Raw genomic sequence first — 25986 nt, 5'->3', positions numbered from 1 at the left:
TTACCTAGTCCTTCGCCAAAACGTCCTGCAGGAACTGCCCGGTGAAGGAACCGGGCACCTTTGCGACGTCCTCCGGCGTGCCCTGCGCGACCACCGTGCCGCCGCCCGAGCCGCCCTCGGGCCCCATGTCCACGATCCAGTCCGCGGACTTGATCACGTCCAGGTTGTGTTCGATGACCAGCACAGTGTTGCCCTTATCCACCAGGCCGTTGAGCACCAGCATGAGTTTGCGGATGTCCTCGAAGTGCAGGCCCGTCGTCGGCTCGTCCAGGATGTAGATCGTGCGGCCGTTGGAGCGCTTCTGCAGCTCCGCGGCAAGCTTCACGCGCTGCGCCTCGCCGCCGGAGAGCGTGGTCGCGCTCTGGCCGAGGCGGACGTAGCCGAGGCCGACGTCCACTAGCGTCTGCAGGTAGCGGTGGATGGAGGTGATCGGCTCGAAGAACTCGGCGGCCTCAGAGATCGGCATCTCCAGTACCTCGGCGATGTTCTTGCCCTTGTAGCGCACCTCGAGCGTCTCGCGGTTGTAGCGCGCACCTTCGCATACCTCGCACGGCACGTACACGTCCGGCAGGAAGTTCATCTCGATTTTGATGGTGCCGTCGCCATGGCAGGCCTCACACCGCCCGCCCTTGACGTTGAAGGAGAAGCGCCCGGCCTTGTAGCCGCGCACCTTGGCCTCCTGGGTCTCGGCGAACAGGTTGCGGATCTTGTCGAACACGCCGGTGTACGTCGCCGGGTTGGAGCGCGGGGTGCGCCCGATCGGGCTCTGGTCCACCTGCACGAGCTTGTCCAGGTGCTCCAGCCCCTCGACCTTCTTCACCCGGCCGGGCACCTGGCGCGCGCCGTTAAGCTGGTTCTGCAACGTCTTCGCCAAAATCTGGTTGACCAGCGTGGACTTGCCGGAGCCGGACACGCCGGTCACGGCCACCAGCACGCCGAGCGGGATGTCCACGCTGACGTTGTCGAGGTTGTTCTCGCGCGCGCCGATGATTTTCAGTTGCCTTTGCTTATCGACGTCCCTCCGGTGCTCCGGCACCTCAATGACCTTGCGGCCGGACAGGTAGTCACCCGTGATGGAGTCTTTGGCCTTGAGGATGCCCTCCGGCTTGCCCTGGTAGACCACTTCCCCGCCGTATTCGCCGGCGCGCGGGCCGATGTCGATGAGCCAGTCGGCTTCGCGGATGGTGTCCTCGTCGTGCTCCACCACCACCAGGGTGTTGCCCAGGTCGCGCAGCTTCTTCAGGGTGGTGATCAGACGCTGGTTGTCGCGCTGGTGCAGGCCGATGGACGGCTCGTCCAGCACGTAGAGCACGCCGGCCAGGCCGGAGCCGATCTGGGTGGCCAGACGGATGCGCTGCGCCTCGCCGCCGGACAGCGTGCCGGCGGAGCGGGCCAGGGTGAGGTAGTTCAGCCCCACGTCCAACAGGAAGTGCAGGCGGGCCTGGATCTCGCGCAGCACGGCACCGGCGATCATTTCCTCGCGGTAGCCCAGCACCAGGTTGTCCAGGTACTCGGAGGCGTCCTCGATCGACAGTTCAGTCAGGCCCGCGATGGAGCGCTCCCCGTGCGTGGTCGACGCCAAGCGCACAGCCAAGATCTCCGGCTTCAAGCGCGCGCCCTTGCAGGTCGGGCACGGCACCTCGCGGGTGTAGGCGAGCAGGCGTTCCTTCTGCGTTTCGGACTCGGTCTGCTCCAGTTTGCGCTCCAGGTAGCCCACGATGCCCTCGTAGGCCGCGGTGTAGGAGCGCTGACGCCCGTAGCGGTTCTTGTAACGCACGTTGACTTTCGTGGACGAGCCGTGGATCAGGTGCTTCTGCTGGGTCTTGGTCAACGAGCTCAACGGGGCGTTGGCGTCGAAGTTCTCTTCCTTCGCCAGCGCCTCGATGAGTTTGGTGAAGTACTTCTTGTTCGGGCTGGAGTTCCACGGCTGGAACGCGTCCACTGCAGGCGCATCCGGGTCCGGGATAACCAGGTCCACGTCGATCTCCTTGCGCACGCCCAGGCCGTCGCAGGCCGGGCAGGCGCCAAACGGCGAGTTGAAGGAAAACGCGCGCGGCTCGTACTCCTCCACATTGAGCTTGTGGCCGTTCGGGCAGGCCATCTTCTCAGAGAAGATCTGCACGCGCTCAGGATCGTCGGCCTCCAGTTCAACAAAGTCGAAACCGACCAGGCCGTCGGCAAGCTTGAGCGCCGTCTCCACGGAATCCGTCAGGCGCTGCTTCTGACTCGCCTTCACCATCAAGCGGTCCACCACCACGTCGATGTTGTGCTTGATCTGCTTTTCCAGCTTCGGCGGGTCCGAAAGCTGGTAGGTCTCCCCGTCCACGTTCACGCGCGAGTAGCCCTGCGACGACAGGTCGGCGAAGAGGTCCTGGAACTCGCCCTTGCGCTTGCGCACAATCGGCGCGAGCACCTGGAACTTAGTGCGTTCCTCCAGCTCGAGCACGCGGTCCACGATCTGCTGCGGGGTCTGGCGCTCAATCACCGCGTCGCACACCGGGCAGTGCGGGGTGCCGGCGCGCGAGTACAACAGGCGCAGGTAGTCGTAGATTTCCGTGATGGTGCCCACGGTGGAGCGGGGGTTGCGGTTGGTGGATTTCTGGTCGATGGACACCGCCGGGCTTAGCCCGTCGATGTAGTCCACGTCCGGCTTGTCCATCTGGCCCAGGAACATGCGGGCGTAGGAGGACAGCGATTCCACGTAGCGGCGCTGGCCTTCGGCGAAGATGGTGTCGAAGGCGAGCGAGGACTTGCCGGAGCCGGACAGGCCGGTAAACACCGCCATCTTGTCGCGGGGCAGTTCAATGTCCACGCCCTTGAGGTTGTGTTCGCGCGCGCCGCGCACTGTCAGCTTTTCGGCCACGTCACTCTCGCTTTCGTCGGTTGGTACTCCCAAGACGCTACCAACGCGCGAATGCGGTGAAACATTCCTGGGTAGCCTTGGCCGCATGCTTTCTCTTCGCCATACTTCAGTCTCTGACATGGACAACAACTGCTATCTCCTGTGCAGCGAGGGGCAGGGGTTGCTTATCGACGCAGCTTCGCACGCCCCCGAACTCCTGGCCATGGCCGACGACGCCGGCGTGAAGATCACCGCGGTGCTGACCACGCACCGGCACCACGACCACACCCGGGCGCTCACCGAGGTGCTCGAAGCCACCGGCGCGAAGCATTACGCGCCGTTTTTGGACGCCCCGGCGATTCCGGCACCCGCAGACGTGGAGCTCAACGATGGCGACACGATCGAGTTCGCCGGCCACACGCTGCCCGTGATTATCTTGCGCGGACACACCCCCGGCGGCGCTTGTGTTGCTGCGGAGATCGACGGCACTGTCAATCTGTTCGTCGGCGACTCCCTTTTTCCCGGGGGCTTGGGCAAAACTCAGTCCGAGGGCGACTTTGTCCGCCTATTCAACGACGTGAAGGAGAAGATCTTCGACGTCTACCCGGACGAGGCCATCGTGTGGCCTGGCCACGGCAAACCCACCACGCTCGGTGACGAGCGCCCGCAGCTGGATGACTGGTGGGATCGTCGCTGGTAAGTGGAAATCCCGCCACCGACGTGACACAAAATCGCTACACTCGACGGGAGCACATTCAGCTACAAAAAGTAAGGATTGGGTAAAAGTATGATCCGGAAAATCGCACGCCCGATGCTGGCTTCGGTCTACGTGATCGACGGTGTCGAGACCCTGCTGAACCCGGCTGGCCACAAGGACAGCGCGGACAGCGTGTTGAAGAAGCTGCGCGCAGTCACCCCGCGTGAGTACCGCGGTTTCCTGCCGAAGAGCCCGGAGACGGCCGCGCAGATCGTCGGCGCGACCAAGGCCGGCGCTGGCGCGTCGTTCGCCATCGGCAAGTTCCCGCGTCTGTCCGCGACCCTGCTGGCTGCTACCGCGCTGCCGACCGTTATTGGCCGCCACGCGTTCTGGGAGGCAGAGGATGACGAGGAAAAGGCACGTCGCCGCACCGGCGCTCTGACGGACCTCGGCCTCGCCGGCGGTGTCCTGCTGGCCACCGTGGACAACAACGGCAAGCCGGACCTGAAGTGGCGTGCGCAGCACGCTGCTCAGGCCGCGCAGAAGAACGTCAAGCAGGCGCTGCCAACCAAGTCTGAGACCGAGAAGGCCTGGGACAAGGCATCCGACTGGTTCTCTGACGCGACCGACCAGGTCACCGATTACGTCGACGACAACAAGGGCGACTGGAAGAAGAAGGCCTCCAAGGCTGGCGACGCGGCGAACGACTGGTTCGGCGACGCCAAGAAGCAAGCTTCCAGCTTCCTGTCGGACGCGGGCGAATGGTTGGACGACGCGGCTGACAAGGCCGAAGACGCGTACGGCGACATCAAGCCGTCCAAGATCCAGCAGTTTAAGGCGAAGCGCAAGGTCAACAGCGTCGTCGGCGACCTGCAGGACCAGCTGGACGACCTGCAGCCGTCCGCCTTGGACAAGTTCAAGGCGAAGCGCAAGGTCAACAAGGCCTCCGCGAAGGCTCAGGACAAGGCGCAGAACGCGATTGACTCCCTGCAGAACGCGTGGGACAAGCTGGACGCCGACCCGTCCTGGATCACCAAGCTCAAGTGGAAGCGCAAGGCCAAGAAGGCCGAGAAGAAGGCGCAGAAGCTGGTGAAGAAGGCACAGAAGAAGTTCGCGTAAAACTGGTAAGAACTCGAACTACTCGGCGGCCCTGAGGCTGGGAATATTCCCAGCCCCGGGGCCGTTTGTTGTGAGGATGCAGGAAACAGAACAGACGTACGTGGATCAGCTTTTCGCCCACCTGGATAGCGAGGTGGCGCGGGCTCAAGCGCGCCTTGAAGAGGTGCAGCGTGACGTGGACCCTGACAACCCGGATTCGGACGCGCTGGTGCGCCGCGAAACGGAATACCACGGGCTCAACGCAAAGCTGGATGCGCTCAACGTGGCTGAGACCGGCTTGGTTTTCGGCCGCATCGACGTCGCCGACGACGACCCGGAGAACCCCGTGCCCGACCGGCCGGATTTGGAGCGGCGCTACATCGGCCGCATGGGCATCGACGACAGAGAGGACAACTACCGCACTCTCCTGCTGGACTGGCGCGCTCCCCTCGCCCGCCCGTTCTACCTGGCTACCACCGCGCACCCGGAGGGCGTGGAAACGCGCCGCAACATCCGTATGCACGGCCGCGCCGTTACCGCCGTGGATGACGAGGTGCTCTCCGGCGACGGAGCGGAAACCTCCGATGCAGGTGTCGGATCTGAAGCGGCGCTGCGCCGCGCGATGAACGAGGCCCGCACCGGGCACATGCGCTCCATTGTGGAGACTATCCAGCGCGAGCAGGACGAGATCATCCGCGACGCCACCCGTGGCGTCATGGTTGTCCAAGGTGGCCCGGGCACAGGAAAGACGGCGGTGGCCCTGCACCGCATCGCGTATTTGCTCTACACCTGGCGCGAGCAGCTCACCCGCACCGGTGTGCTGGTGGTCGGCCCGAACGCGACGTTCCTCGAATACATCTCACGCGTGCTGCCGGAGCTCGGCGAGACTGGCGTGGTGCTGGCCACCGCCGACCAGCTCGTGCCGGGCTTTGCCCCCACCGGCGAGGACTCGATCGCCGCGCGCGAGGTGAAGGGGTCGGAGGAGATGGTGACTATCCTCAAGCGCGCCGTGCAGGCCTACGAGACGTTGCCGGACGCGCCTGTGCGCCTCACCTTCGATTCGGTGCCGGTGGATGCCACCCCGCAGATGGTCAAGTCCGCCCGCACCAGGGCCCGGCGCTCGCGCCGCCCGCATAACCAGGCGCGCGCCTACTTCGCGGAGCACCTCACCCAGCTGCTCGCGGAGGCGCTGGCGAAGCGCATCGGCGAGGACCCGCTCGGCGGGGCGAACCTGCTCTCGGACGCGGATGTGGACCAGCTTCACGACGACCTCGCGGACGACCCCCAGGTAGAGCAACTTATCGACACGCACTTCCCGGAGCTCGACCCCGTCGAGGTGCTGGGCGCGCTGCTGACCGACAAGGACGCCATCGCCGAGGTCGCCCACGACTACGACGACTACACCCGCGACGCCCTGTACCGCGCGCCAGGCTCGCCGTTCAGCCACGCGGACACCGCGCTTGTGGACGAGCTGTCCGTGCTCATCGGCACCGTCGACCCCGAGGAGCAGCGCCGGAAGGAAGAAGAGGAGTGGCGCGAGCTCGTCGCCGAGGCAGAGGGCGCGCTTGATGTGCTGTCCTCGTCTGAATCCACGGACAACGACGACGACCAGTTCGAGGCCGAGATCCTCTCCGCCGCCGACGTCATCGACGCAGAGACGCTCGCGAGCCGCCAGCGGGAGACGGACACCCGCTCCACCGCGCAGCGCGCACGGGCGGACCAGACGTGGGCGTACGGGCACGTCATCGTTGACGAGGCGCAGGAGCTGTCCCCCATGGAGTGGCGCATGGTGTTCCGCCGCTGCCCGTCGCGGTGGATGACGCTCGTGGGCGACACCGCCCAGACGTCCTCCCCCGCTGGCGTGGATGACTGGACGCATGCGCTGGAGCCCTTCGTGGGCGACCGTTTCCGCCTGCACGAGCTGACGGTGAACTACCGCACGCCGAAGGAGATCGCGGACTACGCCGCCGAGATCTTAGCTGAGATCGATCCGGACGCCACCGTGCCGGAGGCGATCCGCGAATCCGGGGTGCCGGTGCAGTTTGTGCAGGACCGGAGGCTCGTCGAGAAGCGCGACGGCTTGACCGCCGTCATCGACGCGGACAACGTCGGCGAGATGAAGGGCCTCGAGTTCGACAACGTCGTCGTGGTGGAGCCGAACAAAATTAAAGAGGCCTCGCCACAGGGGTGGCAAGACCTCTACGTCGCCGTCACCCGCGCCACGCAGACGCTGACGGTGGTCGGCGAATAAATTAGTTCACGGTGTGAACGATCATGACGTCGCAGTCGGACTGGCGCGCGACGTCTGCCGGCACGGAGCCCAGCAGGCGGCCGGTCAGGGAGTTGATACCGCGGTTGCCCACCACGAGCAGGTCCGCCTTGTTGTCGTTGACGATGGCCATCAGAGCCTGCACCGGGGTGCCCGGGCGGGTCGCGGTCTGCACATCCGGTGCACCGGCGGCGCGGGCGTGCTCGGCTGCGCCCTCGAGGTTCTCCAGCGCCTTCTGGTCACCCAGAATGGTAACGGAATCCTGACGCAGCGTCTTCGCCGCCTCTTCCTCGTTCTCGTAGTACGCGGTGCCGATGACGAGGGTGGAACCGAACGCTGCAGCAATCTTCGCGGCGCGCTCAACGGCCAGCAGAGAGGACTTTGAACCGTCGGAGCCGACGACGATGGTCTTGTAGTAATCGGCCATGTGAAATCACCTTTCAAAAATGCGACGCGGTTAGCGTGGCCAGTGTACCCCTTGTGGGTTTAGTCGTGTCCCTCTGCCCGAGTATCCACCAGCATGACATCCACCGGGGCCTTTTTCGCCACGTTGCCGGGGATGTTGCCGAATATGCGGCCCGCCATGGAACGCATGCCCTTGTTGCCCACGACCAGCAGGTCGACGCCGTACTCGCTGACGGCTTCCACCAGCACGTTTGCGGGCTGGCCGCCCTTGGACACCAGGTTGACCTTGCCCGCCTGCTCTTCCTTGGCAATCTCGTCCGCCTTGCGCAGAATCTCACGCGCGTTCGTGGCGGTGACGATGTCCACGCGGGACAGCTCCGCGTTGGTGGAATTCAGCATCGAGCCGGACGCGGTGTAGTGGGCGCAGATGATGGTCAGCTCCGCGCCGTAGACGCGGGCAAGGCTGGCCGCTGCGCGCACTGCGACCATGGAAGTGGCGGAGCCGTCGGTGCCGACAGCGATCGACTTGTAGGTGTGCAAGGCAGGTTCCTTTCGCTAATTGCCTGTGTCTTTAATACCACGCAGCTCTCGTTTGAGATCGGCAATCTCGTCTCTGAGTCTTCCGGCGAGCTCAAACTTCAGTTCCCCAGCGGCATCGCGCATTTGGACCGTGAGGTCGTCGATAAGCTTTTGCACCTCGTCGGAGGCCATGTTGGACACGTCCGCGCGCTCCGCAACGGCCGCATCGGAGCTCAAGCTTGCCGACGCATCCGCGTCCGCGTTTTCGTACACCTGGTCCAGAATGTCCGCGATAGCCTTGCGCAGCGGCTGCGGGTCGATCCCGTGCTCTTCGTTGTAGGCGATCTGCTTCTCGCGGCGGCGCTCCGTCTCGTCGATGGCCTCCTGCATGGACTCGGTGACCTGGTCGGCATACATGATCACCTCGCCGGAGACGTTACGTGCGGCGCGGCCGATGGTCTGGATGAGCGACTTGGTGGAGCGCAGGAAGCCCTCCTTGTCCGCGTCCAGAATGGCAACGAGAGAGACCTCGGGCAGGTCCAGGCCCTCGCGCAGCAGGTTGATGCCCACGAGCACGTCGTACTCGCCGAGTCGCAGCTGGCGCAGAAGCTCCACGCGCTGCAGGGTGTCGATGTCCGAGTGCAGGTAGCGCACCCTGATGCCGTTATCCAGCAAGTAATCGGTGAGGTCCTCGGCCATGCGCTTGGTCAAGGTGGTCACCAATACGCGCTCGTCGTTGTCGGTGCGTTGGCGGATCTCGTCGATCAGGTCGTCGATCTGGCCCTTGGTTGGTTTGACGGTGACCTTCGGGTCCACCAGGCCCGTCGGGCGGATCACCTGCTCCACAAACTCGCCCTGCGCCGCCTCGAGCTCGTAGTCGCCGGGGGTGGCGGACATGTACACGGTCTGGCCCACGCGGGCCTCGAACTCGTCGAAGGTCAGCGGGCGGTTGTCCACCGCGGACGGCAGGCGGAACCCGAATTCCACCAGGTTGCGCTTTCGCGACATGTCGCCTTCAAACATGCCGCCGATCTGCGGCACGGTGACGTGGGACTCGTCGATGATGGTGAGGAAGTCCTCCGGGAAGTAGTCGATCAGCGTCGCCGGCGCGGAGCCCGCCGGGCGGCCGTCCATGTGGCGCGAGTAGTTCTCAATGCCGGAGCAGAACCCGACCTGCTGGATCATCTCCAGGTCGTATTCGGTGCGCATACGTAGACGCTGCGCCTCGAGCAGCTTGCCCTTGTTCTCCAGCTCCTCCAGCCTGTCGGCGAGCTCCTCCTTGATGGCCTCGATGGCCTTTTCCATGCGCTCGTCTGTGGCCACGTAGTGGGTGGCCGGGAAGATGCGCACCTCGTCTTCCTGGCTGATCACATCGCCGGTGAGCGGGTGAATGTAGTACAGCGAGTCCACTTCGTCTCCAAAGAACTCCACGCGCACGGCCACCTCTTCGTAGGCAGGGATGATGTCCACGGTGTCGCCCTTGACGCGGAAGGTGCCGCGCTTGAAGTCGATGTCGTTGCGCTCGTACTGCACGTCCACCAAAAGGCGCAAGAAGCGGTCACGCTCAACCTCTTCGCCCACCCGCAGCACGATCGAGCGGTCCAGGTAGGACTGTGGGGTGCCCAGGCCGTAGATGCAGGACACCGAGGACACCACGACGACGTCGCGGCGGCTCAGCAGCGCGGAGGTGGCGGAGTGGCGCAGTCGCTCCACATCATCGTTGATGGACGAGTCCTTCTCAATGTAGGTGTCCGTCTGCGCGATGTAGGCCTCCGGTTGGTAGTAGTCGTAGTACGAAACGAAGTACTCCACCGCGTTGTTCGGCAGCAGCTGGCGCAGCTCGTTGGCCAGCTGTGCGGCCAGCGTCTTGTTCGGCGCCATCACCAGCGTGGGGCGCTGCTGCTTTTCAATTAGCCACGCTGCGGTGGCGGACTTGCCGGTACCGGTGGCGCCCATGAGCACTACGTCGCGCTCGCCGCGGTCCAATCGCTCATCCAGCTGCGCAATCGCCGTGGGCTGGTCGCCGGAGGGTTCGAACTCGGAGACAACCTCGAAAGGCTTCTCGCGGCGCTCAATTTCGCCTACGGGACGAAACTCAGACTGCGCGAGGACGGGATGTTCAGCAGCAAAAGCCATGGCGGCCAGTCTACGCGCTAGCGCAAACCGCAGCCGCCGCGCTAGGCGGCGTACTTGCGAGTAGCCTCCAGCCACTCCTGCAGCTCGCCGGCTTCCTCCCACATCGAGTACAACGCGGAGCCGCCGGGGCGCAGCACCGCTTGGGCACGGCGGCGGATCCACTGCTTGTCGTCCAGGGTGAAGGGGTAGTCGATCGTGCCCTCGAGCCCCTCCGGCAGGTGTCCGTTGATGAGGGCAGCGAGCGCGATCACGGATTCGGCCTCGTCTGTGCCCAGGGTGCCCAGCCCGCAGTCGAAGCGGAATTGCTCCATGCAGAACGTGCCGTTAACCAGCGCGGTTACGGCATCATTAGCGGAGTCGTTGTCGAACGGCCCCGTGTTCCACGTTCCCATGCCCAGCAAGTTAGGCCAGCAAGGTAAATGAAACGTGTCACACCGGTAAATTTCGCCGGTACAGTTCACTAACCTTTGATTCTCTCCACAAGCGCGGCCACCTGCGGTTCCAGCGCGTCGAGCGGACCGTTGTTGTTGATCACGACGTCCGCCGCCGCGATCCGTGCCTCGTCGTCGATCTGTTGCGCCATGCGCGCCCGCGCGTCGGCCTCATCGAGCCCTCGCGTATCGACGAGCCTCCGGATCCTCTCCTCCTTGTCAACATCCACGACAACGGTGAGGTCCATACTCTTGTGCAACCCGAGATCCACGAGCAGCGGCATGTCATAGATCACGGCCTGCTCCCCCGCTGCTTCCGCGGCGGCGAAGCGTCGCTCGGACTCTGCACGAATGGCGGGGTGCGTGATGGCGTTGAGACGCTGCGTGTCCTCCGTGGTGGCGAACGCGCGCCGTGCGAGCTCTCCGCGGTTGAGCGCACCGCCGTCGCTGATGAGGTCCGCGCCGAACTCCCGCGCCACCTCGTCCAGCACCGGTGAGCCGGGCTCCATGATCTCGCGTGCGATTTGGTCGGCGTCGACCACGGCGAAGCCGGCGCGGCCAAGCATCCGTGCCACCGTTGATTTTCCGCTGCCGATGCCGCCTGTCAGGCCCACTTTCTTCATGGGGCCGAAGATAGCAAAACGCCCCGCGCACCTACCCGGTGTGCGGGGCGTCCGTCGCAAAGCAAGGTGCTTAAGAGTTTCTCCTAAGCACGAGCCTGCGAGTGCTTAGTTGCCGGCGAGCTTGTCGCGCAGAGCTGCGAGCTGCTCGTCGGAGGCCAGCGAGCCGATGTTCTCCTCAGCCTGCTCAGCTGCCGGAGCTGCAGCTGCAGACTCGGAGGAGTAGTTAGCCTGCTCGCCCTCCTGCTCCGCGGCCTCGGCGGCAGCGGCGCGGTGACGCTCGATCTGAGCGGTGTGGGCCTGGTGGCGACGCTCTGCCTCGGCGTAGCGTGCCTCCCATGCCTGACGAGCCTCGTCGTAGCCTTCCATCCACTCGTTGGTCTCCGGGTCGAAGCCCTCCGGGAAGATGTAGTTGCCCTGCTCGTCGTAGGAGTCGGCCATGCCGTAGCGGGACGGATCGAACTCCTCGACGTAGTCCTCGTCAGCCTGCTTGAGGGACAGGGAGATGCGGCGACGATCCAGGTCGATGTCGATGACCTTGACCATGACCTCTTCGCCGACGTTGACAACCTGGTCCGGGACCTCCACGTGGCGCTGCGCCAGCTCGGAGATGTGGACGAGGCCCTCGATGCCCTCCTCGACGCGGACGAACGCGCCGAACGGGACGAGCTTGGTGACCTTGCCCGGGACGATCTGGCCCACAGCGTGGGTGCGGGCGAAGACGCGCCACGGATCTTCCTGGGTCGCCTTCAGCGACAGGGAGACACGCTCGCGGTCGAGGTCGACGTCGAGCACCTCGACGGTGACCTCATCGCCCACTGCGACAACCTCGGACGGGTGGTCGATGTGCTTCCAGGACAGCTCAGAGACGTGCACCAGGCCGTCGACGCCGCCGAGATCGACGAACGCACCGAAGTTGACGATGGAGGACACGACGCCCTTGCGGACCTGGCCCTTCTGCAGCTGGTGCAGGAAGTCGGAGCGGACCGCGGACTGGGTCTCCTCCAGGTAAGCGCGGCGGGACAGGACCACGTTGTTGCGGTGCTTGTCCAGCTCGATGATCTTCGCCTCGAGCTCCTGGCCGATGTACGGATCCAGATCGCGGACGCGGCGCATCTCGACCAGGGACGCCGGCAGGAAGCCACGCAGGCCGATGTCGAGGATGAGGCCGCCCTTGACAACCTCGATGACGGTGCCGGTAACCGGCTGGTCGTTTGCCTGCAGCTCCTCGATGGTGCCCCAAGCGCGCTCGTACTGAGCACGCTTCTTGGACAGCATCAGGCGACCTTCCTTGTCCTCCTTGGTCAGGACAAGTGCGTCGATCTCATCGCCGACCTCGACCACGTCTTCCGGGTCGACGTCGTGCTTGATGGACAGCTCGCGGGTGAGGATGATGCCCTCGGTCTTGTAGCCGATGTCGAGCAGGACCTCGTCGTGGTCGACCTTGACCACGGTGCCGGTGACGATATCGCCATCGTTGAAGTACTTGATGGTCTCGTCGACCGCGGCGAGAAATTCCTCAGGGCCACCGATGTCGTTGATGGCTACCTGCGGTGCGTTGGAAGTGCGCATAAGTTCTATGTGCTCCGAAAAAATAGGAGATCGTGATTGGACAGAAGCGTCTCTCTCGGCCACGTAAACCTGCAGCTAGATACCGCAAGCTCGCGTGCGCCGATCTCGCGCCGCGACGGCTGCCTCGCCCTCCTATTACGACGGACACCGTAGCTCGCGCGTAGACACGCCCGCACGAGTGTAGACACTTTCCCCAGCTAGAGCAAATGATTCGCAGACTCTTTCCGACGGCCGTCCGGTTTGCCCCAGCCGCTACCATTATCCGGGTCTGATAGATATTGCCAGTTTTGGGAGCTTTACTTATGTGGAAACGCAGCCTTGCAGTCGCTGCCTCATTTGTCGGCATCGTGGTCGGTGCCGGCTTCGCCTCCGGCATGGAGGCTTTGCAGTACTTTGTGGCCTACGGCACCAACGGGTTCTACGGTGTGGTCTTGGCGAGTGTGACCATGCTGTTTGCCGCAACGGCGTTCATGACCTTCGGCTCATATTTCTTGGCGCGCGAGCATAACGAGGTGTTCTATAACGTCACCAACAAACCGGCCGCGTTCATCATGGACTGGTCGGCGGTGGCCTGCATGTTCTCGGTCGGCTTCGTCATGTTCGCGGGAGCAGGATCGAACTTGAATCAGGCGTTTGGCTGGCAGATCTGGATCGGCGCAGTGGCCATGCTGGCGCTGATGCTCATCGTCGGCCGCTTCGACGTGGACAAGGTCTCCTCCGTCATCGGCTGGGCCACGCCGCTGCTGGTGATCTTCGTGCTTATCGGCACCATTTACTCGTTCACTCAAATTGATGTGAGCTGGGGCGAGGTGGGCACCTACGCCCAACGCGAGGTCAATCGCGCCGACGGCACGCCGTACTGGTGGCTGGGCGCTTTGAACCACACTGGCCTGAACGCGCTGTGCGGCGTGTCCATGGCACTGGTGATGGCCGGCGACGAGTTTGACACGAAAAGCTCCCGCCTCGGCGGCATCCTCGGCGGCGTGATTTACGCCGTCATGCTCGCACTGCTGGTCGCTTCCCTGCTGATCCAGGTGGAGTCCGTCAACGGCAACGACATGCCGCTGCTTTCCGTGATCGAGAACGTGGATCCGGTGCTCGGCTTCGTGATGACCTGGGTGATTTTCCTCATGGTCTTCAACACCTGCCTGGGCATGTTCTACGCGCTGGCGAAGCGCTTGACCCGCAAGAAGCCGGAGCGGTTCTACCCCGTGTACGCCATCGCCTGCGTCGTCGGCTTCGGCCTGTCCTTCGCGGGCTTCCAGCCGCTGGTGAGCAGCCTCTACCCCATCCTCGGCTACCTTGGCCTGTTCGTCATGGCAGTGATGACCGCTGTGTACCTGAAGCACCGCAAGGAGCTCAAGGACGAGGGTGAGCGCCGCGCCGACGCGGTTGAAGGCGAGGGCGAGACGGACGTTGACGAGCTCGCTAGCGACTCCAACCTGGATGACGACGAGTTCAAGGACGCCGTCCAGGAGGAAGTTGATGGCGCGGACGACAAGGACAAACCCCGCTCGTTGAACGACCTGCTCTAGCACCACGGGGGTACTTTTCGGGGGCGAAACGCCCGGTTACGCAAAGGTAAAGTGCGCGTAACCGGGCGCGTTTTATTGCTGGCCAGGCGTCCAACTATTCAGTTGCTCAAGTTCACCGGACGTTCGATACTGAGTAGATCCTGTGGAACCGTTGAGTGTTCCCTTATCTGCCGGTAAGGTCGTACTTGGCTTTCGAGGGACGACCTGGCCAGGGGTGAAATCTAAGCCCCAGCCCGGTCACGGCCATCCCCGGTGGCCCCTTCCCCCAAGGGGAGGTTCACAACTGAATACATATGGGGAGCTGCTGGGGGAGGCTCCATGGGGGATCACGGCCGTGGGAGGGGTGCCGTGCGCGAGGCGGGTAGGAACCGATAGCGTTCCTACCCGCCTTGGCGTTACCGGAGCTGAATTTTTAGTGCGCGGCCGCGTCCCAGTTGGCGCCCGTGCCCGCGGAGACCTCCAGCGGGACGAGCAGCTCGATGGAACCGTCCATCTCGCGCTCCACAATTCCGCGGACCTCGTCCAGCTCGCCCGGGGCGACCTCGACAACAAGCTCGTCGTGGACTTGGAGCAGCACGCGGGATCGCTTCCCCTCCAGCGCCGCGCCCACGCGCAGCATAGCCACCTTGATGATGTCGGCGGCGGTGCCCTGGATCGGCGCGTTCAACGCGGCACGCTCGGCGTTCTCGCGCGCGACCCGGTTGTCGCTGTTGAGCTCCGGCAGGTAGCGGCGGCGGCCGAACACGGTGGACGTGTAGCCGTCGCGACGCGCCTGCTCCACCACCTCATCCAGGTAGCGCTTCACACCGCCGAAGCGCTCGAAGTAGCTGGCCATGATGTCCTTCGCCTCGCCGGCAGAGATGGACAGCTGGTTGGACAACCCGTAGGCGCTCAAGCCGTAGACCAGGCCGTAGGACATTGCCTTGACGCGGCGGCGCAGCTCCGGGGTGACCTGGTCGATGGGCACGTCGAACACGCGCGAGCCGACAAAGTTGTGCAGGTCCTCGCCCGCCCTGTACGCCTCGATCAGGCCCTCGTCCTGGCTCAGGTGCGCCATCACGCGCATCTCAATCTGCGAGTAGTCCGCGGTGAGCAGACACTCGTAGCCTTCGCCCACCACAAACGCGGATCGGATGGCGCGGCCCGCCTCGGTGCGCACCGGGATGTTCTGCAGGTTCGGCTCCGCGGAACTGAGCCGGCCTGTGGACGCCACGGTCTGGTTGAACGTGGTGTGGATGCGCTCATCCGGCTGCACCGTCTTAATCAGGCCTTCGATGGTGGACTTGAGTTTCTGGTGCTCGCGGTGCGCCAGCAGGTGGTCCAAAAACGGGTGCGGGTTCTTCTCCGCCAGCGCCTCGATCTCACCGGCGGCGGTTGAGTACCCGGTCTTGGTCTTCTTCGTCTTCGGCAGCTCGAGCTTGTCAAAGAGCACTGCGGACAGCTGCTTGGGGGAAGACAGGTTCAGCGAAGGCTCGTCCACAAGCTGGCGTGCCTCCTGCTCAATCTGCTCCACCTTCAGTGTGAGTTCCTTGCGCTGGTTCTCCAGCACGTCCAGATCCACGGCGATGCCGGTGTGCTCCATTTCTGCAAGCACGGTGACCAGCGGCAGCTCCAGGTCCGCGTAGAGCTCGTAGGAGTCGATCTCGCGCAGCTCCTTCGTCAGCTCCGCGGACAGCTCCAGGATCGCAGCGGCCGCATCCACGTCCGCAGTATCGCCGAGCAGGCTCATCTGATCCGAGCCGACGTTGAGCTGGCGTTGCAGGTGGCGCTGGTAGATGTCCTCTAGCGCGTAGGTGCGCTGGCCCGGGCGCAGCAGGTACGCGGCAATCGCGCTGTCGTGCGCGATGCCGTCAAGCTCGATTCCCCGGCCGCGCAGCATGTGGTACGCCGCCTTCGCCTCGTGCATGAACTTCGGCGCGTCCGACTCCAACCAGCGCTTGAGCGCGGCGTCCTCCTCGGCGCTCAAGTCCGCGGCGAGTTTGGATACACCGTGCCGTTGCTTATCGACGATCGCCAGCGCCACCACATCCCCCTGCCCGGGAGTAGCGTTGCCCGAGACGTAGACGGCAAGGCCGTCGGCTTGACGTGGCTTGAGCCAGGCATCCAGCGGCTCGTCGTCGATGGTGACGTCTTCGAGTTCGACGGTTTCGGGCTCGGGCGCGGCGCCGTCGGTAGGCACGGCGGCGAGAACGCGCTCGCGCAGGTTCACGCCGAACTCGAGGTCGTCGAAGCGCGCCGCCACCTGGGTGACGTCCGCGGGCTTGAGCTCCAGGTCGTTCGGGGCAACGGGCAGCTCGACGTCGGTGACCATCTGGGTCAGCTCGCGGTTGAGGCGCACCTGATCGATGCGCTCACGGAAGTTGTTCGCGGCGACGCCCTTGAGCTCGTCGGCGCCTTCGATGAGCCCTTCCAGCGAACCATACTGCGAGATCCACTTCGTGGCGGTCTTCTCCCCCACCTTGGGCACGCTGGGCAGGTTGTCCGACGGGTCGCCGCGCAACGCCGCGAAATCCGGGTACTGCGCAGGAGTGAGGCCGTACTTGTTCTCCACTTCCTCGGGCGTAAAGCGGGTCATGGTGGACACGCCGCGGGTGGGATACATCAGCGTGGTGGTGCCGTCCACAAGCTGGATGTAGTCGCGGTCGCCGCTGACCAGCACGATCTCGAAGTCACCCTCGGCGCGGGCCTGGGTCACCAGCGTGGCGACGATGTCGTCCGCCTCGAAGTTCTCCTTGCTCAAGGTGGTGATGCCGAGGTCGCCCAGCACGTCCTCGATGATCGGCACCTGGCCTTTGAACTCCGGCGGCGCGGCCTCGCGCTGCGCCTTGTACTCCGGGAAACGCTCGGTGCGGAACGTCTTGCGGCCCACGTCGAAGGCGACGGCGGCGTGCGTCGGCTTCTCGTCCGCCAGGATGTTGGCGAACATGGATAAAAACCCGTAGACCGCATTCGTGTGCTGGCCGCCGGAGGTGGAGAAGTTCTCCGCGGGCAGCGCGTAGAAGGCGCGGAAGGCCATCGAGTGGCCGTCGATAAGCAACAGTCGCTTCGTGTTCTCGGGTGTATCGCTCACGGTTGGCCAGTCTAGCGGGCTGCCCGACATGGCCCGGCTCGCCCATTAGCGAGGTGATTTCGTGGCGGAGGCTGCACTGGGATAAACTTTCGCCCGATGCCCCAGTAGCCCAATTGGCAGAGGCAACGGATTCAAAACCCGTCCAGTGTGAGTTCGAGTCTCACCTGGGGCACAATTTCGTAACACCCCGTCACCAGCATAAATGCTGGTGGCGGGGTGTTTTGGTGGCGACTGGTTCCCGCGGTGGTAGCGAGTTTTCAATTTCGTAGCCCCTCTGAGACCCACTAGATTTTCACGAAGCACTGTCGCGCGCGTTGCCTCGTTTTTTCATCACCACCAGGGCAACCTCTTATTCCACGAGTGCTGTGGTGGCAGCCCCACACGTCTGTCCTGCGCCAGATCATGAAATCGACTTGGTAATAAAACCGGGGCCTCATCTTCATCAACTAAGAGCAGCTCCCACCGGTTTTCGTAGCCTTCAAACGTCGCTAATTTCACCCTTGCGCGGTCAACGGGCGCATTTCTCTTCCCCGCTTCGGCGGTGGGGTCCGTAAGCCAATCCATGTGCTCAATCCAGGCAGCCGCGGCGACGTGGGAACGGGGCACCACGAAGCTTCGTGGTGGCAATTCAAGGTCATCTGGCACAGCGACAAAGACGAAGTACTCCCGCTCATGTTGACTTGGCCCCTGTGCTTTTGCCCCTAAAGGCCAATTGGGCTGTCCGGCAGCCGACTCTCGAGCAGTCTTCACTTGCACCTCAATCATGCGACGCTTTTCTGGCGCAGTGAAGACCGCGAGGATGTCCGTCCGCTCCAAACCATCTCGCGTGAGGGCCGGCGCCCAACCACGACGTGCAAGCTCCGCAGCCACATGGTGCTCGCCGATGGTTTTTGTCTGCTTTGTATCTGCCACACCCCGAGACTACCGGGGCGATTAAGCATCCCGATCATCAAGTTTCATCACCAGAGCGTAAAGTTCTCTTGACACCGCGAGATATCCTTTTTACATTTTGTAAATGGAAGGAGGCCACATGGGCGATCACACCAACACAGTTCGCAAATGGCGGCGCTGGCACGAGTTGTCGCAACAGGAGCTCGCTGACCGCGTCGGTGTTTCCCGGCAGACCATCGCCAACATCGAGCGGGGCAACTACTCGCCTTCCGTTTACTTAGCGCTCGACATCTGCCGTCAGTTTGAAAAGTCAGTTGAAGAAATCTTTGGCCAAACCAAGGAGGAATGATGTTCAAGAATTTCGGAGACTCCATCGTCAATTACGTCGACGGCACTGCCACCGACGAGTTCGAGGCCGCGACGTACCACAAGGCCAACTCGGTGGGCTTTTACACCTCGCTGATCGGCATGGCGCTCGTCGGCGCGATCCTCGCATGGGTACTTCCGGGCCAGCAGTCCCTATGGTCGGTCATCGTGCTGCTCATTCCCATAATCAGCAGCGCGGCGAGCTCGCAGTGGATGCGCAACTATGTCGCATCGCCAGTCATCCGCCTGCGTGATACTCCCCGTGGCGTACTCATCACTTACTTCGCATTGTGCGCAGTCTGGCTGGTGGGACTCATCGTCACTGGCGGCTTCGACCCCTCCGGCAGCTTTGATAGCGCGGGCGCTACCGGCGCAATCGTCGGTGCCGTCGTGGGCGCTGTGGTGGCCGGAGTGACCAGCCATGAATTCAGCAAGAAGCGCCGCCGGCGCGACCAGACCCGCCTCGACGCAGAGGCCGAGGACTAGCCCCTCCCCGCCACGAGCACACCCCGCACGCCTTGCTGGCCTGCGGGGTTTTGCCATACATAGGCAACCTATATAGTTCCCCTATGCACTCCAACGAGGACCTCGCCACACTTGCAGTTGAGCTCATCGCGGCCGGAAGCCATTTCACACGCGCCGCGTACCAGGCGTCAGGCATGGAGCTTTCAAACGTGTCCATGCGCGCGCTTGCGGCCCTCGAGCGCGAGCCGGGGCTCCGGATTGGAGAGCTTGCAGCACGGGAAGGCATCCGCCAGCCCTCCATGAGCCAGGCCATGAAGCGGCTTGTGGACGACGGCTACGCCGCCAGACACACCGCCGACGACGATGCTCGCGCGACAGCGCTGACCATCACCGACGCCGGCCGCGAGGTTCTACGCAGCTACAGGGCAGCAGCAGCCGAGGCGGTGGCCCCTGTGTTCGAGGCGTTGAAGCCGGAGGACATCGCGACGCTCAAGCGCGCGGCGGAACTTCTGCCGGAGCTGACCGCAGAGTTGAAACAACGTAAAGGAGGTCGCGCGTGACAGACACGCCGCACGAAGAATCCGCATCCCATTCCATCCTTAAACAACCGGTAGCGGTGTGGGCTCTCGCCTTCGCCTGCGCGGTGTCGTTCATGGGCATCGGGCTGGTGGATCCGATCCTGCCCGCGATCAGCCGGGAGCTCGACGCCTCCCCGACGCAAACGATGCTGCTGTTTACCAGCTACCTGCTTATCACCGCGCTGGCAATGTTCTTCAGCGCGTTCATCTCTTCGCGCATCGGTGTCAAGACCACGCTCTTGATCGGTTTGGCCCTGATTGTCGCCTTCTCTGCCCTGTCTGGTGCAGCGGGTTCGGTCGACGCAATCATCGGGTTCCGCGCTGGCTGGGGCCTGGGCAACGCGCTGTTTATCTCGACGGCGCTGGCCGCCATCGTCGGCGCGGCGGCCGGGCACGCGGGCCAGGCAGTGATCCTGTACGAGGCCGCGATCGGCGTCGGTATGGCCATCGGCCCCCTCGTCGGCGGCGTGCTGGGCGAGATCAGCTGGCGCGCCCCCTTCTACGGCACTGCGGTGCTGATGGCGGCGGGCTTTATCGCGATTGCGACGCTGCTGGCCAAGGCGGAGCGCAAACCAGAGCCCGTCGCGCTGACGGCGGGGCTCGCAGCAGCCAAGGACCCAGCCCTGCTCACGCTCGGCTTGGTGGCGTTTTTCTACAACTTCGGGTTTTTCACCCTGCTCGCCTACTCGCCCTACCCCATCGAGGAAGCTGCCGCGCTAAGCGGGCGCAACTTCGGCGCGACTGAGCTGGGCTACGTCTTCTTCGGTTGGGGCCTGGCGCTGGCCGTCTCTTCGGTGTTCATCGCGCCTCGCCTGACCCGCGCCTTCGGCCTGATTCCCGTGGTGGTGACCGTGCTCCTCGGCTTCAGTGCAGTTCTCACCGGCCTCGGCTTCGGCGCTCACCGGTTAGGCGTCGTAGTGGTCCTGGTCATTCTCGCGGGTTTCTTCAGTGGCGTTTTCAACACCGTGCTCACTGAAGCCGTCATGGAAGCGACGGAGATGCCGCGCAACGTGGCGTCGTCGAGCTATTCGGGGATGCGCTTCCTCGGCGGCGCGGTGGCGCCAGCTGTATCCGGCCCGCTGGCCGCGTCGCTGGGCGCAGGCGTGCCGTACTGGTTCGGCGCAGGTTCGCTCGTGGTTTCGCTGTTGATCCTCTTCGCAGGTCGAAAGACTCTGCATCGCATTCTCTAACGGATTGGTTAAGATACGCCCCATGCGCAAGTCTCTCATCGCCGGCGTGACCGCCGGAGCACTCGTCCTTGCAGGCCTGAACGCGCCGTCTGCCACCTCGCAGACGAAGCCGGCAGGCACCGGCATCACCACCGAAGATGCCGAGGTTCTCCGCAACACCGCGGACGCGTTTGAAAAGCTCTCGGAGAGCAACTCCTCCAGCAGCGAGGGAAGCTCGTCCAGCACAACCGACGAGAAAGAAAACACGGGCCCGCGGAAGCCGGGTGATCCGTCGCCCGGGCTCGAAGGCCTGAACCCGGATCCGGAGAATGACCCGCTCTACATCGATCCGGAGAAGAACCCCCTGAAGAAGGTCTCCTCCTCGGAGATGTTCCTGGAGTGGACCGACGGCATGGAGGAGGGCGACGGCAAAGACTTCGTCCAGGCGTGGGCGCGCAACTCCTCTGTTCCGGACACCGCCAACCCCGTGGAGCTGTGGAAGCAGGAGGCTCAGGGCTCGGCGATGATGTCCTCCGGTTTCTTCACCGGCGATTTCGCGCAATCTTCGGCGGGCTCCAGCCAGGCCACCTCGGTGCTCATCCCTGTCTTCCTCGGCATGTTAGTCATCGGCTCGGTGGTTGAGCTGGTCATGCGCGGTATCCGCATGGCGCAGCAGTAGCCAAAAACATTTGCTTATCGACGGCCACAGGGGTGACCTTGGGGCCGTCGATACGCATGTGCGCCCCGGTGTAATATACGATGGCTTGTAAATATTCATCGTGTATTGGAGCCGGTATGCAACACACCACCTCCCTGCGCGTCGCCGCGTGCCTGAGCGCGACAATGCTGCTCGCGGGTTGCGTGACCAATGAGGAGGGCGGCACCCCCGACGGCTGGGAACCCATCGTCCCGGACGCTGTGCCCGAAATCGCGGCCATGGTGCCGCCAGAGGTCGCCGCAGACGGCGTGCTCAACGTGGGCACGAACCCGCCGTTCGCCCCCTTCCAGTTCAAGGACTCGCAAGGCGAGCTCATCGGCGTGGAACTGGACCTCGCCCGCGCCGCAGCTGGCGTGATGGGTTTGGACTTCCAGGCCGACGACATGGACTTCGCCATGATCCTGCCTGCCGTGTCCGCGGGCAGTCTGGACGCCGGTGCGTCCGGCTTCACGGACAACGAGGAACGCCGCCAATCCTTTGATTTTGTCAACTTCCTCTACGCCGGCGTGCAGTGGGCCGCCCAGCCTGGCTCGGGCGTGGACCCCGAGAACGCCTGCGGACTGACGGTGTCGGTGCAGCGCACCACCGTCTCCGACACCGACGACGTACGCCCGAAGTCCGAGGCCTGCGAGGCCGCCGGCAAGGACCCGATCACGGTGCTCGCCTTCGATACCGCCGACAACGCCGCCCTTGCGGCGCTGGTGGGCCGCGCCGATGCTTACAGCGCTGACTCCCCCGTCTCCGCGTGGGCTGTGGAGCGCTCCGACGGCAGGCTGGAGATGATCGGCGAGATGTTCGACGCAGCCCCCTACGGCTTCGCGGTGCCGAAGGGCTCGCCGCTGGCCGACGCGATGGCGGCGGCGATGCAGCACCTCATCGACACCGGCGACTACGCGCGAATCCTCGAGCAATGGAACATCGACACCGGCCTATTGGACCAGGCCCTGATTAATGAACAACCTCTGGGAGGACAGTGAGCATGAGCACCCCCTATTCCAAGTACGCGGCGAGCCAGAAAGAGCGCACCCGCCCCGAGCGCATCCAGGCCAAGCCGCTGCGCCACCCGGGCCGCTGGGCGCTGGCCGCCCTGCTTGTCGTCCTGGTGGTCTGGTTCGTCATCGGCGCCGCGCGTAACGACGCCTACGGCTGGGACACGTACTTCGCCTACCTCCTGGACACACGTATCGCCACCGCGGCGCTGCACACCATCGCCATTACGGTGTTGGCCATGCTCATCGGCGTGATCGGCGGCGTGCTGCTCGCCGTGATGCGCATGAGCCCGAACCCGGTGTTCAAGACCGTCGGCTGGGTCTTCCTCTGGATCTTCCGCGGCACCCCGGTCTACGTCCAGCTGATGTTCTGGGGCCTGATCGGCGCGATCTACGACACGATCAACCTCGGTTTCACCGAGATCCCGCTGGACCCGTTCACCTCGTCGGCCTTCGCGCTCGCCGTGGTGGGCCTGGGCCTGAACGAGGCCGCCTACATGGCCGAGATCGTCCGCTCCGGCATCTCCGCCGTCCCGGAGGGCCAGGTGGAGGCTTCGAAGGCGCTGGGCATGAGCTGGGGCCAGACCATGCGCCGCACGGTGCTACCGCAGGCCATGCGCATCATCATCCCGCCCACCGGCAACGAGTTCATCTCACTGTTGAAGACATCCTCGCTCGTGGTAGCCATCCCCTACTCGCTGGAGCTCTACGGCCGTTCCATGGACATCGCCGCCGCGCTGTTCGAGCCGGTGCCGATGCTGCTGGTCGCCGCCACCTGGTACCTGGTGATCACCTCGCTGCTCATGGTGGCGCAGCACTACCTGGAGCGCTACTTCGACCGGGGTGCCACCCGCCAGCTCACCGCCCGCCAGCTGGCCAGCCTGGCGGATGCCGAGGGCACCATCCCCAACAACGTTGAAATCGTGGAAGAACCGCAGAAGAAGGGGCAGCGCTAATGACCGTTAAGCACAAGCCAATGATCCAGGCCGTGGACGTGTGGAAGTCCTTCGGCAACCTCGACGTGCTCAAGGGCATCGACATGGAGGTCTACCCCGGCGAAGTCGCCTGCCTGATCGGCCCGTCCGGCTCCGGCAAGTCCACCCTGCTGCGCTGCGTGAACCACTTGGAGAAGGTCAACGCCGGCCGCCTCTACGTCGACGGCGAGCTCATCGGCTACCACGAACGCGACGGCGTGCTGCACGAGATGAGCGAGAAGGACGCCGCCAAGCAGCGCCGCGACATCGGCATGGTGTTCCAGAACTTCAACCTCTTCGGCCACCGCACCGTGCTGGACAACGTCATTGAGGCCCCTGTGCACGTCAAGGGCCAGCCGGTGGAGCAGGCCAAGGCCCGCGCGATGGAACTGCTGGAGATGGTCGGCCTGGGCACCAAGGCGGACGCCTACCCCATCCAGCTCTCCGGCGGCCAGCAGCAGCGCGTGGCCATCGCGCGCGCGGTGGCCATGGATCCGAAGCTCATGCTTTTCGACGAACCCACGTCCGCCCTCGACCCCGAACTCGTCGGCGAAGTGCTGCGCGTGATGCGCGAGCTGGCGGAGCAGGGCATGACCATGCTGGTGGTGACCCACGAGCTGGCGTTCGCCCGCGAGGTGGCAGACAAGGTCGCGTTCATGGACGGTGGCCAGATCATCGAGTACGGCACTCCGGAGCAGGTGCTGGACAACCCGCAGCACGAGCGCACCAAGGCGTTCGTGTCCACCCTGTTCTAGCGCCGAAATTTTGTAGAACTCGGCAAAACATCCGCGTTTTCGAAATTCGACCTGGGAAAACGCATTCCAGTTGCCGAGTTTTACAAAATTACGCCAGCAGCCCGCGCACGAGCGCCGTCGCCCCGCCGGCGAAGGCCAGGCCGAGCGCGATCCGGTGGGCGGCTGCCGGCGGCACGTGCGGCGCTAGGCGCTTGCCTGCCACGATCCCAATTGCCAAAGCGCCCAGCGTGGCCACCCACAGCGCAGGCTCGATGCCGGCGACGTCGGCGGCACCTGCGAACACCTTCACCGTGAACGACAACGCGCCGCCAACCAGAAAGATCGGCTGCAGCGTGGCGGCGTAGACCCGCTGCGGCCAGCGCGCGGCCTCCGCGTAGACCGTGATCGCCGGACCGGCCACCCCGGCCAGGGTGTTCATGAACCCGCCGATCACACCGGACGCGGCCGCGGGCACCACCCCTTCGACCCGCGGCACGTAGCGCTTGCCCAGCGTGACCACGGACAACGCGAGCAGCAACAGGGCCCCGACCAGCACGAGCAGCACGTTGGTCGGCGCGTTCGCCACCACCCAGGTGCCCGGGACCACGCCAAAGACTAGCGCGAGCGCGATCGGAGCGAACTTTTTCCAGTCCACGTCCGCGCGCATGCCCCAGGTGTTCGTCGCAGCGTTGATGACGGCGAGGAGGTTGACCAGCAGGATGCCGTCGACAGGCCCGAGCAACAGCGAGAGCACAGGCGCGGCGATCAGCCCCACGCCCATGCCGGAGATGCGCTGCAGGCACGCGCCCACCGCGACGGCGGCGCCGACGCCCAACGCGACGAGCACTAGCGGTACTTCTCCGCCATCGCCTCACGCACGGAATCCGGCACGAGGCCGGTGACGTCGCCGCCGTACTTGGCCACCTCCTTGGTCAGCGAAGACGAGATGTAGCCGTATTTTTCGTCCGTGAGCAAAAAGTAGGTGTCCACGCCGGTCAGGCGGCGGTTCATCTGCGCCATCGGCAGCTCGTACTCGTAGTCCAGCGAGGAGCGCAGACCCTTGACCAGGGCGGTGATGTGGTGGGCGGAGGTGTAGTCCACCAGCAGCCCACCCCAGCTGTCCACGCGGACGTTGGGCAGGTGCGCGATAGCTTCGCGGATCAGCTCGACGCGCTCATCGATGGAAAACAGCCCCGAAGTCTTCGTCGGGTTGCCGGTGACCAGCACCACCACCTCGTCAAAGTGGCGCGAGGCCCGGGTGACGATGTCCAGATGGCCGTTCGTGATCGGATCGAACGAGCCTGGGCACACTGCGGTAGTCATTTATTCCTCCACCTCTGCTTCCGGATCCGTGTACACGGCCATGTCCATGCGAGCGATGCCGTACAGGCGCTTCTTCAGCTTCTGGCCGGTCGGGGTGAACTCCTCCGGCCAGGCCGTCTCGGGGCTGTCGCGGTGGCGCTCGACGACGACCACGGCGCCGTCGTGAAGCGTGGGCTTGAGCGCCTCCACCATTTCTGCGACGGCCTCATCCGCGAGCTCGTACGGCGGGTCCGCGAGCACGATGTCGAAGTGGTTGCGCGGCGCGCGGGCGAGGTACGTCGACGCCTTCACCGGCTCGATGGTCACATTCGGGTGCCCGACCACACCGGCGTTGTACTCGATGATGCGCACGGCCTCCGGGTTGTTTTCCACCAGCACCACCTCTGCGGCACCGCGGGAGGCGGCCTCCAGCCCCAGCGCGCCGGAACCGGCGAACAGGTCGAGCACGTTCATGTCCACGAACCCGAATCGGACCTGCAGGGAGGAAAACAGGCCCTCGCGCGCTCGGTCCGAGGTGGGACGTGTGCCCTCAGGCGGCACCTTGATCTTGCGGCCGCGGGCCTCGCCGGAAATGATGCGGTTCAT

The 25986-nt window shown here is 64.4% G+C and carries 24 protein-coding genes and 1 tRNA gene; 13 read left to right on the top strand and 12 right to left on the bottom strand.

Annotation, left to right across the window (positions count from 1 at the left end):
• Nucleotides 1-4: 4 nt before the first annotated feature.
• Nucleotides 5-2863, bottom strand: coding sequence for an excinuclease ABC subunit UvrA (gene uvrA / locus QP996_RS06765; protein ID WP_284871862.1), 2859 nt, complete (start codon nucleotides 2861-2863; stop codon nucleotides 5-7).
• 85 nt (nucleotides 2864-2948) lie between these two features.
• Between uvrA and QP996_RS06760 the strand changes: the two genes are divergently transcribed.
• The 3 genes from QP996_RS06760 (at nucleotide 2949) to QP996_RS06750 (ending at nucleotide 6888) form a co-directional block, all read left to right on the top strand.
• Complete coding sequence (locus QP996_RS06760; protein WP_284871861.1) at nucleotides 2949-3542, top strand: MBL fold metallo-hydrolase; 594 nt, start codon at nucleotides 2949-2951, stop codon at nucleotides 3540-3542.
• A gap of 87 nt (nucleotides 3543-3629) precedes the next feature.
• Nucleotides 3630-4658, top strand: coding sequence for a DoxX family protein (locus QP996_RS06755; RefSeq protein ID WP_284871860.1), 1029 nt, complete (start codon nucleotides 3630-3632; stop codon nucleotides 4656-4658).
• Between the two features lie 76 nt (nucleotides 4659-4734).
• Entirely contained in the window at nucleotides 4735-6888 is a 2154-nt protein-coding gene (locus QP996_RS06750; protein ID WP_284871859.1) for a HelD family protein, read from the top strand.
• Between the two features lies 1 nt (nucleotide 6889).
• Here the strand turns inward: QP996_RS06750 and QP996_RS06745 are convergent, their stop codons facing one another.
• The 6 genes from QP996_RS06745 to rpsA form a co-directional block, all read right to left on the bottom strand.
• Nucleotides 6890-7333, bottom strand: coding sequence for a universal stress protein (locus QP996_RS06745; protein ID WP_239219183.1), 444 nt, complete (start codon nucleotides 7331-7333; stop codon nucleotides 6890-6892).
• Nucleotides 7334-7392: 59 nt separating this feature from the next.
• The gene (locus QP996_RS06740; RefSeq protein ID WP_284871858.1) at nucleotides 7393-7851 is read right to left on the bottom strand and encodes a universal stress protein; all 459 of its coding nucleotides are present in this window, start codon (nucleotides 7849-7851) and stop codon (nucleotides 7393-7395) included.
• Nucleotides 7852-7866: 15 nt separating this feature from the next.
• Nucleotides 7867-9966 (bottom strand): excinuclease ABC subunit UvrB, encoded by a 2100-nt coding sequence (uvrB, locus tag QP996_RS06735; RefSeq protein WP_284871856.1) that lies wholly within the window; start codon nucleotides 9964-9966, stop codon nucleotides 7867-7869.
• Nucleotides 9967-10007: 41 nt separating this feature from the next.
• Nucleotides 10008-10358 (bottom strand): DUF4259 domain-containing protein, encoded by a 351-nt coding sequence (locus QP996_RS06730; RefSeq protein WP_284871855.1) that lies wholly within the window; start codon nucleotides 10356-10358, stop codon nucleotides 10008-10010.
• A gap of 68 nt (nucleotides 10359-10426) precedes the next feature.
• Complete coding sequence (gene coaE, locus QP996_RS06725) at nucleotides 10427-11020, bottom strand: dephospho-CoA kinase (protein ID WP_284871853.1); 594 nt, start codon at nucleotides 11018-11020, stop codon at nucleotides 10427-10429.
• A 105-nt stretch (nucleotides 11021-11125) separates the two neighbouring features.
• The gene (rpsA, locus tag QP996_RS06720) at nucleotides 11126-12589 is read right to left on the bottom strand and encodes a 30S ribosomal protein S1 (protein WP_284871852.1); all 1464 of its coding nucleotides are present in this window, start codon (nucleotides 12587-12589) and stop codon (nucleotides 11126-11128) included.
• Between the two features lie 302 nt (nucleotides 12590-12891).
• Here rpsA and QP996_RS06715 point away from each other — a divergent pair, with 302 nt between their 5' ends.
• On the top strand, nucleotides 12892-14124 hold the full coding sequence (locus tag QP996_RS06715) for a YkvI family membrane protein (protein ID WP_284871851.1): 1233 nt from the start codon (nucleotides 12892-12894) through the stop codon (nucleotides 14122-14124).
• 412 nt (nucleotides 14125-14536) lie between these two features.
• Here the strand turns inward: QP996_RS06715 and polA are convergent, their stop codons facing one another.
• Nucleotides 14537-17140, bottom strand: a complete 2604-nt coding sequence (gene polA, locus QP996_RS06710; protein WP_502870144.1) for a DNA polymerase I — start codon at nucleotides 17138-17140, stop codon at nucleotides 14537-14539.
• A gap of 152 nt (nucleotides 17141-17292) precedes the next feature.
• On the opposite strand from polA, the gene QP996_RS06705 reads away from it, so the two are divergent.
• Nucleotides 17293-17366 (top strand) — tRNA-Leu (locus tag QP996_RS06705).
• 158 nt (nucleotides 17367-17524) lie between these two features.
• On the opposite strand, the gene QP996_RS06700 is transcribed toward QP996_RS06705, so the two are convergent.
• Nucleotides 17525-18106 carry a hypothetical protein gene (locus QP996_RS06700; RefSeq protein ID WP_284871847.1) on the bottom strand — a complete coding sequence of 194 codons (582 nt, stop codon included), beginning with the start codon at nucleotides 18104-18106 and terminating at the stop codon, nucleotides 17525-17527.
• A 118-nt stretch (nucleotides 18107-18224) separates the two neighbouring features.
• Between QP996_RS06700 and QP996_RS06695 the strand changes: the two genes are divergently transcribed.
• From QP996_RS06695 to QP996_RS06660, 8 genes are all read left to right on the top strand, one after another.
• On the top strand, nucleotides 18225-18434 hold the full coding sequence (locus QP996_RS06695) for a helix-turn-helix transcriptional regulator (protein ID WP_063937319.1): 210 nt from the start codon (nucleotides 18225-18227) through the stop codon (nucleotides 18432-18434).
• Nucleotides 18434-18937 (top strand): hypothetical protein, encoded by a 504-nt coding sequence (locus QP996_RS06690; RefSeq protein ID WP_284871846.1) that lies wholly within the window; start codon nucleotides 18434-18436, stop codon nucleotides 18935-18937. Before QP996_RS06695 ends, QP996_RS06690 begins: the two co-directional genes overlap by 1 nt.
• An 83-nt stretch (nucleotides 18938-19020) precedes the next feature.
• The gene (locus QP996_RS06685; RefSeq protein ID WP_284871844.1) at nucleotides 19021-19476 is read left to right on the top strand and encodes a MarR family winged helix-turn-helix transcriptional regulator; all 456 of its coding nucleotides are present in this window, start codon (nucleotides 19021-19023) and stop codon (nucleotides 19474-19476) included.
• A complete protein-coding gene (locus QP996_RS06680; protein WP_284871843.1) occupies nucleotides 19473-20684 on the top strand; it encodes an MFS transporter in 1212 nt (403 codons plus the stop codon). Before QP996_RS06685 ends, QP996_RS06680 begins: the two co-directional genes overlap by 4 nt.
• 22 nt (nucleotides 20685-20706) lie before the next feature.
• Complete coding sequence (locus QP996_RS06675; RefSeq protein ID WP_284871841.1) at nucleotides 20707-21342, top strand: hypothetical protein; 636 nt, start codon at nucleotides 20707-20709, stop codon at nucleotides 21340-21342.
• 116 nt (nucleotides 21343-21458) lie between these two features.
• Entirely contained in the window at nucleotides 21459-22358 is a 900-nt protein-coding gene (locus QP996_RS06670) for an ABC transporter substrate-binding protein (protein ID WP_284871840.1), read from the top strand.
• Between the two features lie 2 nt (nucleotides 22359-22360).
• Nucleotides 22361-23326 (top strand): amino acid ABC transporter permease, encoded by a 966-nt coding sequence (locus tag QP996_RS06665; protein ID WP_284871838.1) that lies wholly within the window; start codon nucleotides 22361-22363, stop codon nucleotides 23324-23326.
• Complete coding sequence (locus QP996_RS06660; protein WP_284871837.1) at nucleotides 23326-24099, top strand: amino acid ABC transporter ATP-binding protein; 774 nt, start codon at nucleotides 23326-23328, stop codon at nucleotides 24097-24099. The genes QP996_RS06665 and QP996_RS06660 overlap by 1 nt, the downstream gene beginning before the upstream one ends.
• Before the next feature lie 88 nt (nucleotides 24100-24187).
• On the opposite strand, the gene QP996_RS06655 is transcribed toward QP996_RS06660, so the two are convergent.
• From QP996_RS06655 to rsmD, 3 genes are read right to left on the bottom strand one after another with little or no spacing between them, the layout of a single operon-like run.
• Complete coding sequence (locus tag QP996_RS06655; protein ID WP_284871835.1) at nucleotides 24188-24925, bottom strand: sulfite exporter TauE/SafE family protein; 738 nt, start codon at nucleotides 24923-24925, stop codon at nucleotides 24188-24190.
• Complete coding sequence (gene coaD / locus QP996_RS06650; RefSeq protein WP_284871833.1) at nucleotides 24925-25401, bottom strand: pantetheine-phosphate adenylyltransferase; 477 nt, start codon at nucleotides 25399-25401, stop codon at nucleotides 24925-24927. The genes QP996_RS06655 and coaD overlap by 1 nt, the downstream gene beginning before the upstream one ends.
• Nucleotides 25402-25986, bottom strand: a complete 585-nt coding sequence (gene rsmD, locus QP996_RS06645; RefSeq protein WP_284871832.1) for a 16S rRNA (guanine(966)-N(2))-methyltransferase RsmD — start codon at nucleotides 25984-25986, stop codon at nucleotides 25402-25404.

Source organism: Corynebacterium sp. MSK008, from assembly GCF_030232585.1.
Lineage (GTDB): Bacteria > Actinomycetota > Actinomycetes > Mycobacteriales > Mycobacteriaceae > Corynebacterium.
This window is presented reverse-complemented; position numbering and strand designations above follow the sequence as displayed.

Excerpts from the sequence above, each read along its gene's own strand:
- QP996_RS06760 (WP_284871861.1), top strand. The coding sequence starts at position 2,949 with ATGCTTTCTCTTCGCCATACTTCAGTCTCTGACATGGACAACAACTGC.
- QP996_RS06755 (WP_284871860.1), top strand. The coding sequence starts at position 3,630 with ATGATCCGGAAAATCGCACGCCCGATGCTGGCTTCGGTCTACGTGATC.
- QP996_RS06750 (WP_284871859.1), top strand. The coding sequence starts at position 4,735 with ATGCAGGAAACAGAACAGACGTACGTGGATCAGCTTTTCGCCCACCTG.
- QP996_RS06745 (WP_239219183.1), bottom strand. The coding sequence starts at position 7,333 with ATGGCCGATTACTACAAGACCATCGTCGTCGGCTCCGACGGTTCAAAG.
- uvrB (WP_284871856.1), bottom strand. The coding sequence starts at position 9,966 with ATGGCTTTTGCTGCTGAACATCCCGTCCTCGCGCAGTCTGAGTTTCGT.
- QP996_RS06730 (WP_284871855.1), bottom strand. The coding sequence starts at position 10,358 with ATGGGAACGTGGAACACGGGGCCGTTCGACAACGACTCCGCTAATGAT.
- coaE (WP_284871853.1), bottom strand. The coding sequence starts at position 11,020 with ATGAAGAAAGTGGGCCTGACAGGCGGCATCGGCAGCGGAAAATCAACG.
- rpsA (WP_284871852.1), bottom strand. The coding sequence starts at position 12,589 with ATGCGCACTTCCAACGCACCGCAGGTAGCCATCAACGACATCGGTGGC.
- QP996_RS06715 (WP_284871851.1), top strand. The coding sequence starts at position 12,892 with ATGTGGAAACGCAGCCTTGCAGTCGCTGCCTCATTTGTCGGCATCGTG.
- polA (WP_502870144.1), bottom strand. The coding sequence starts at position 17,140 with ATGGCCTTCCGCGCCTTCTACGCGCTGCCCGCGGAGAACTTCTCCACC.
- QP996_RS06695 (WP_063937319.1), top strand. The coding sequence starts at position 18,225 with ATGGGCGATCACACCAACACAGTTCGCAAATGGCGGCGCTGGCACGAG.
- QP996_RS06690 (WP_284871846.1), top strand. The coding sequence starts at position 18,434 with ATGTTCAAGAATTTCGGAGACTCCATCGTCAATTACGTCGACGGCACT.
- QP996_RS06685 (WP_284871844.1), top strand. The coding sequence starts at position 19,021 with ATGCACTCCAACGAGGACCTCGCCACACTTGCAGTTGAGCTCATCGCG.
- QP996_RS06675 (WP_284871841.1), top strand. The coding sequence starts at position 20,707 with ATGCGCAAGTCTCTCATCGCCGGCGTGACCGCCGGAGCACTCGTCCTT.
- QP996_RS06670 (WP_284871840.1), top strand. The coding sequence starts at position 21,459 with ATGCAACACACCACCTCCCTGCGCGTCGCCGCGTGCCTGAGCGCGACA.
- QP996_RS06665 (WP_284871838.1), top strand. The coding sequence starts at position 22,361 with ATGAGCACCCCCTATTCCAAGTACGCGGCGAGCCAGAAAGAGCGCACC.
- QP996_RS06660 (WP_284871837.1), top strand. The coding sequence starts at position 23,326 with ATGACCGTTAAGCACAAGCCAATGATCCAGGCCGTGGACGTGTGGAAG.
- coaD (WP_284871833.1), bottom strand. The coding sequence starts at position 25,401 with ATGACTACCGCAGTGTGCCCAGGCTCGTTCGATCCGATCACGAACGGC.
- rsmD (WP_284871832.1), bottom strand. The coding sequence starts at position 25,986 with ATGAACCGCATCATTTCCGGCGAGGCCCGCGGCCGCAAGATCAAGGTG.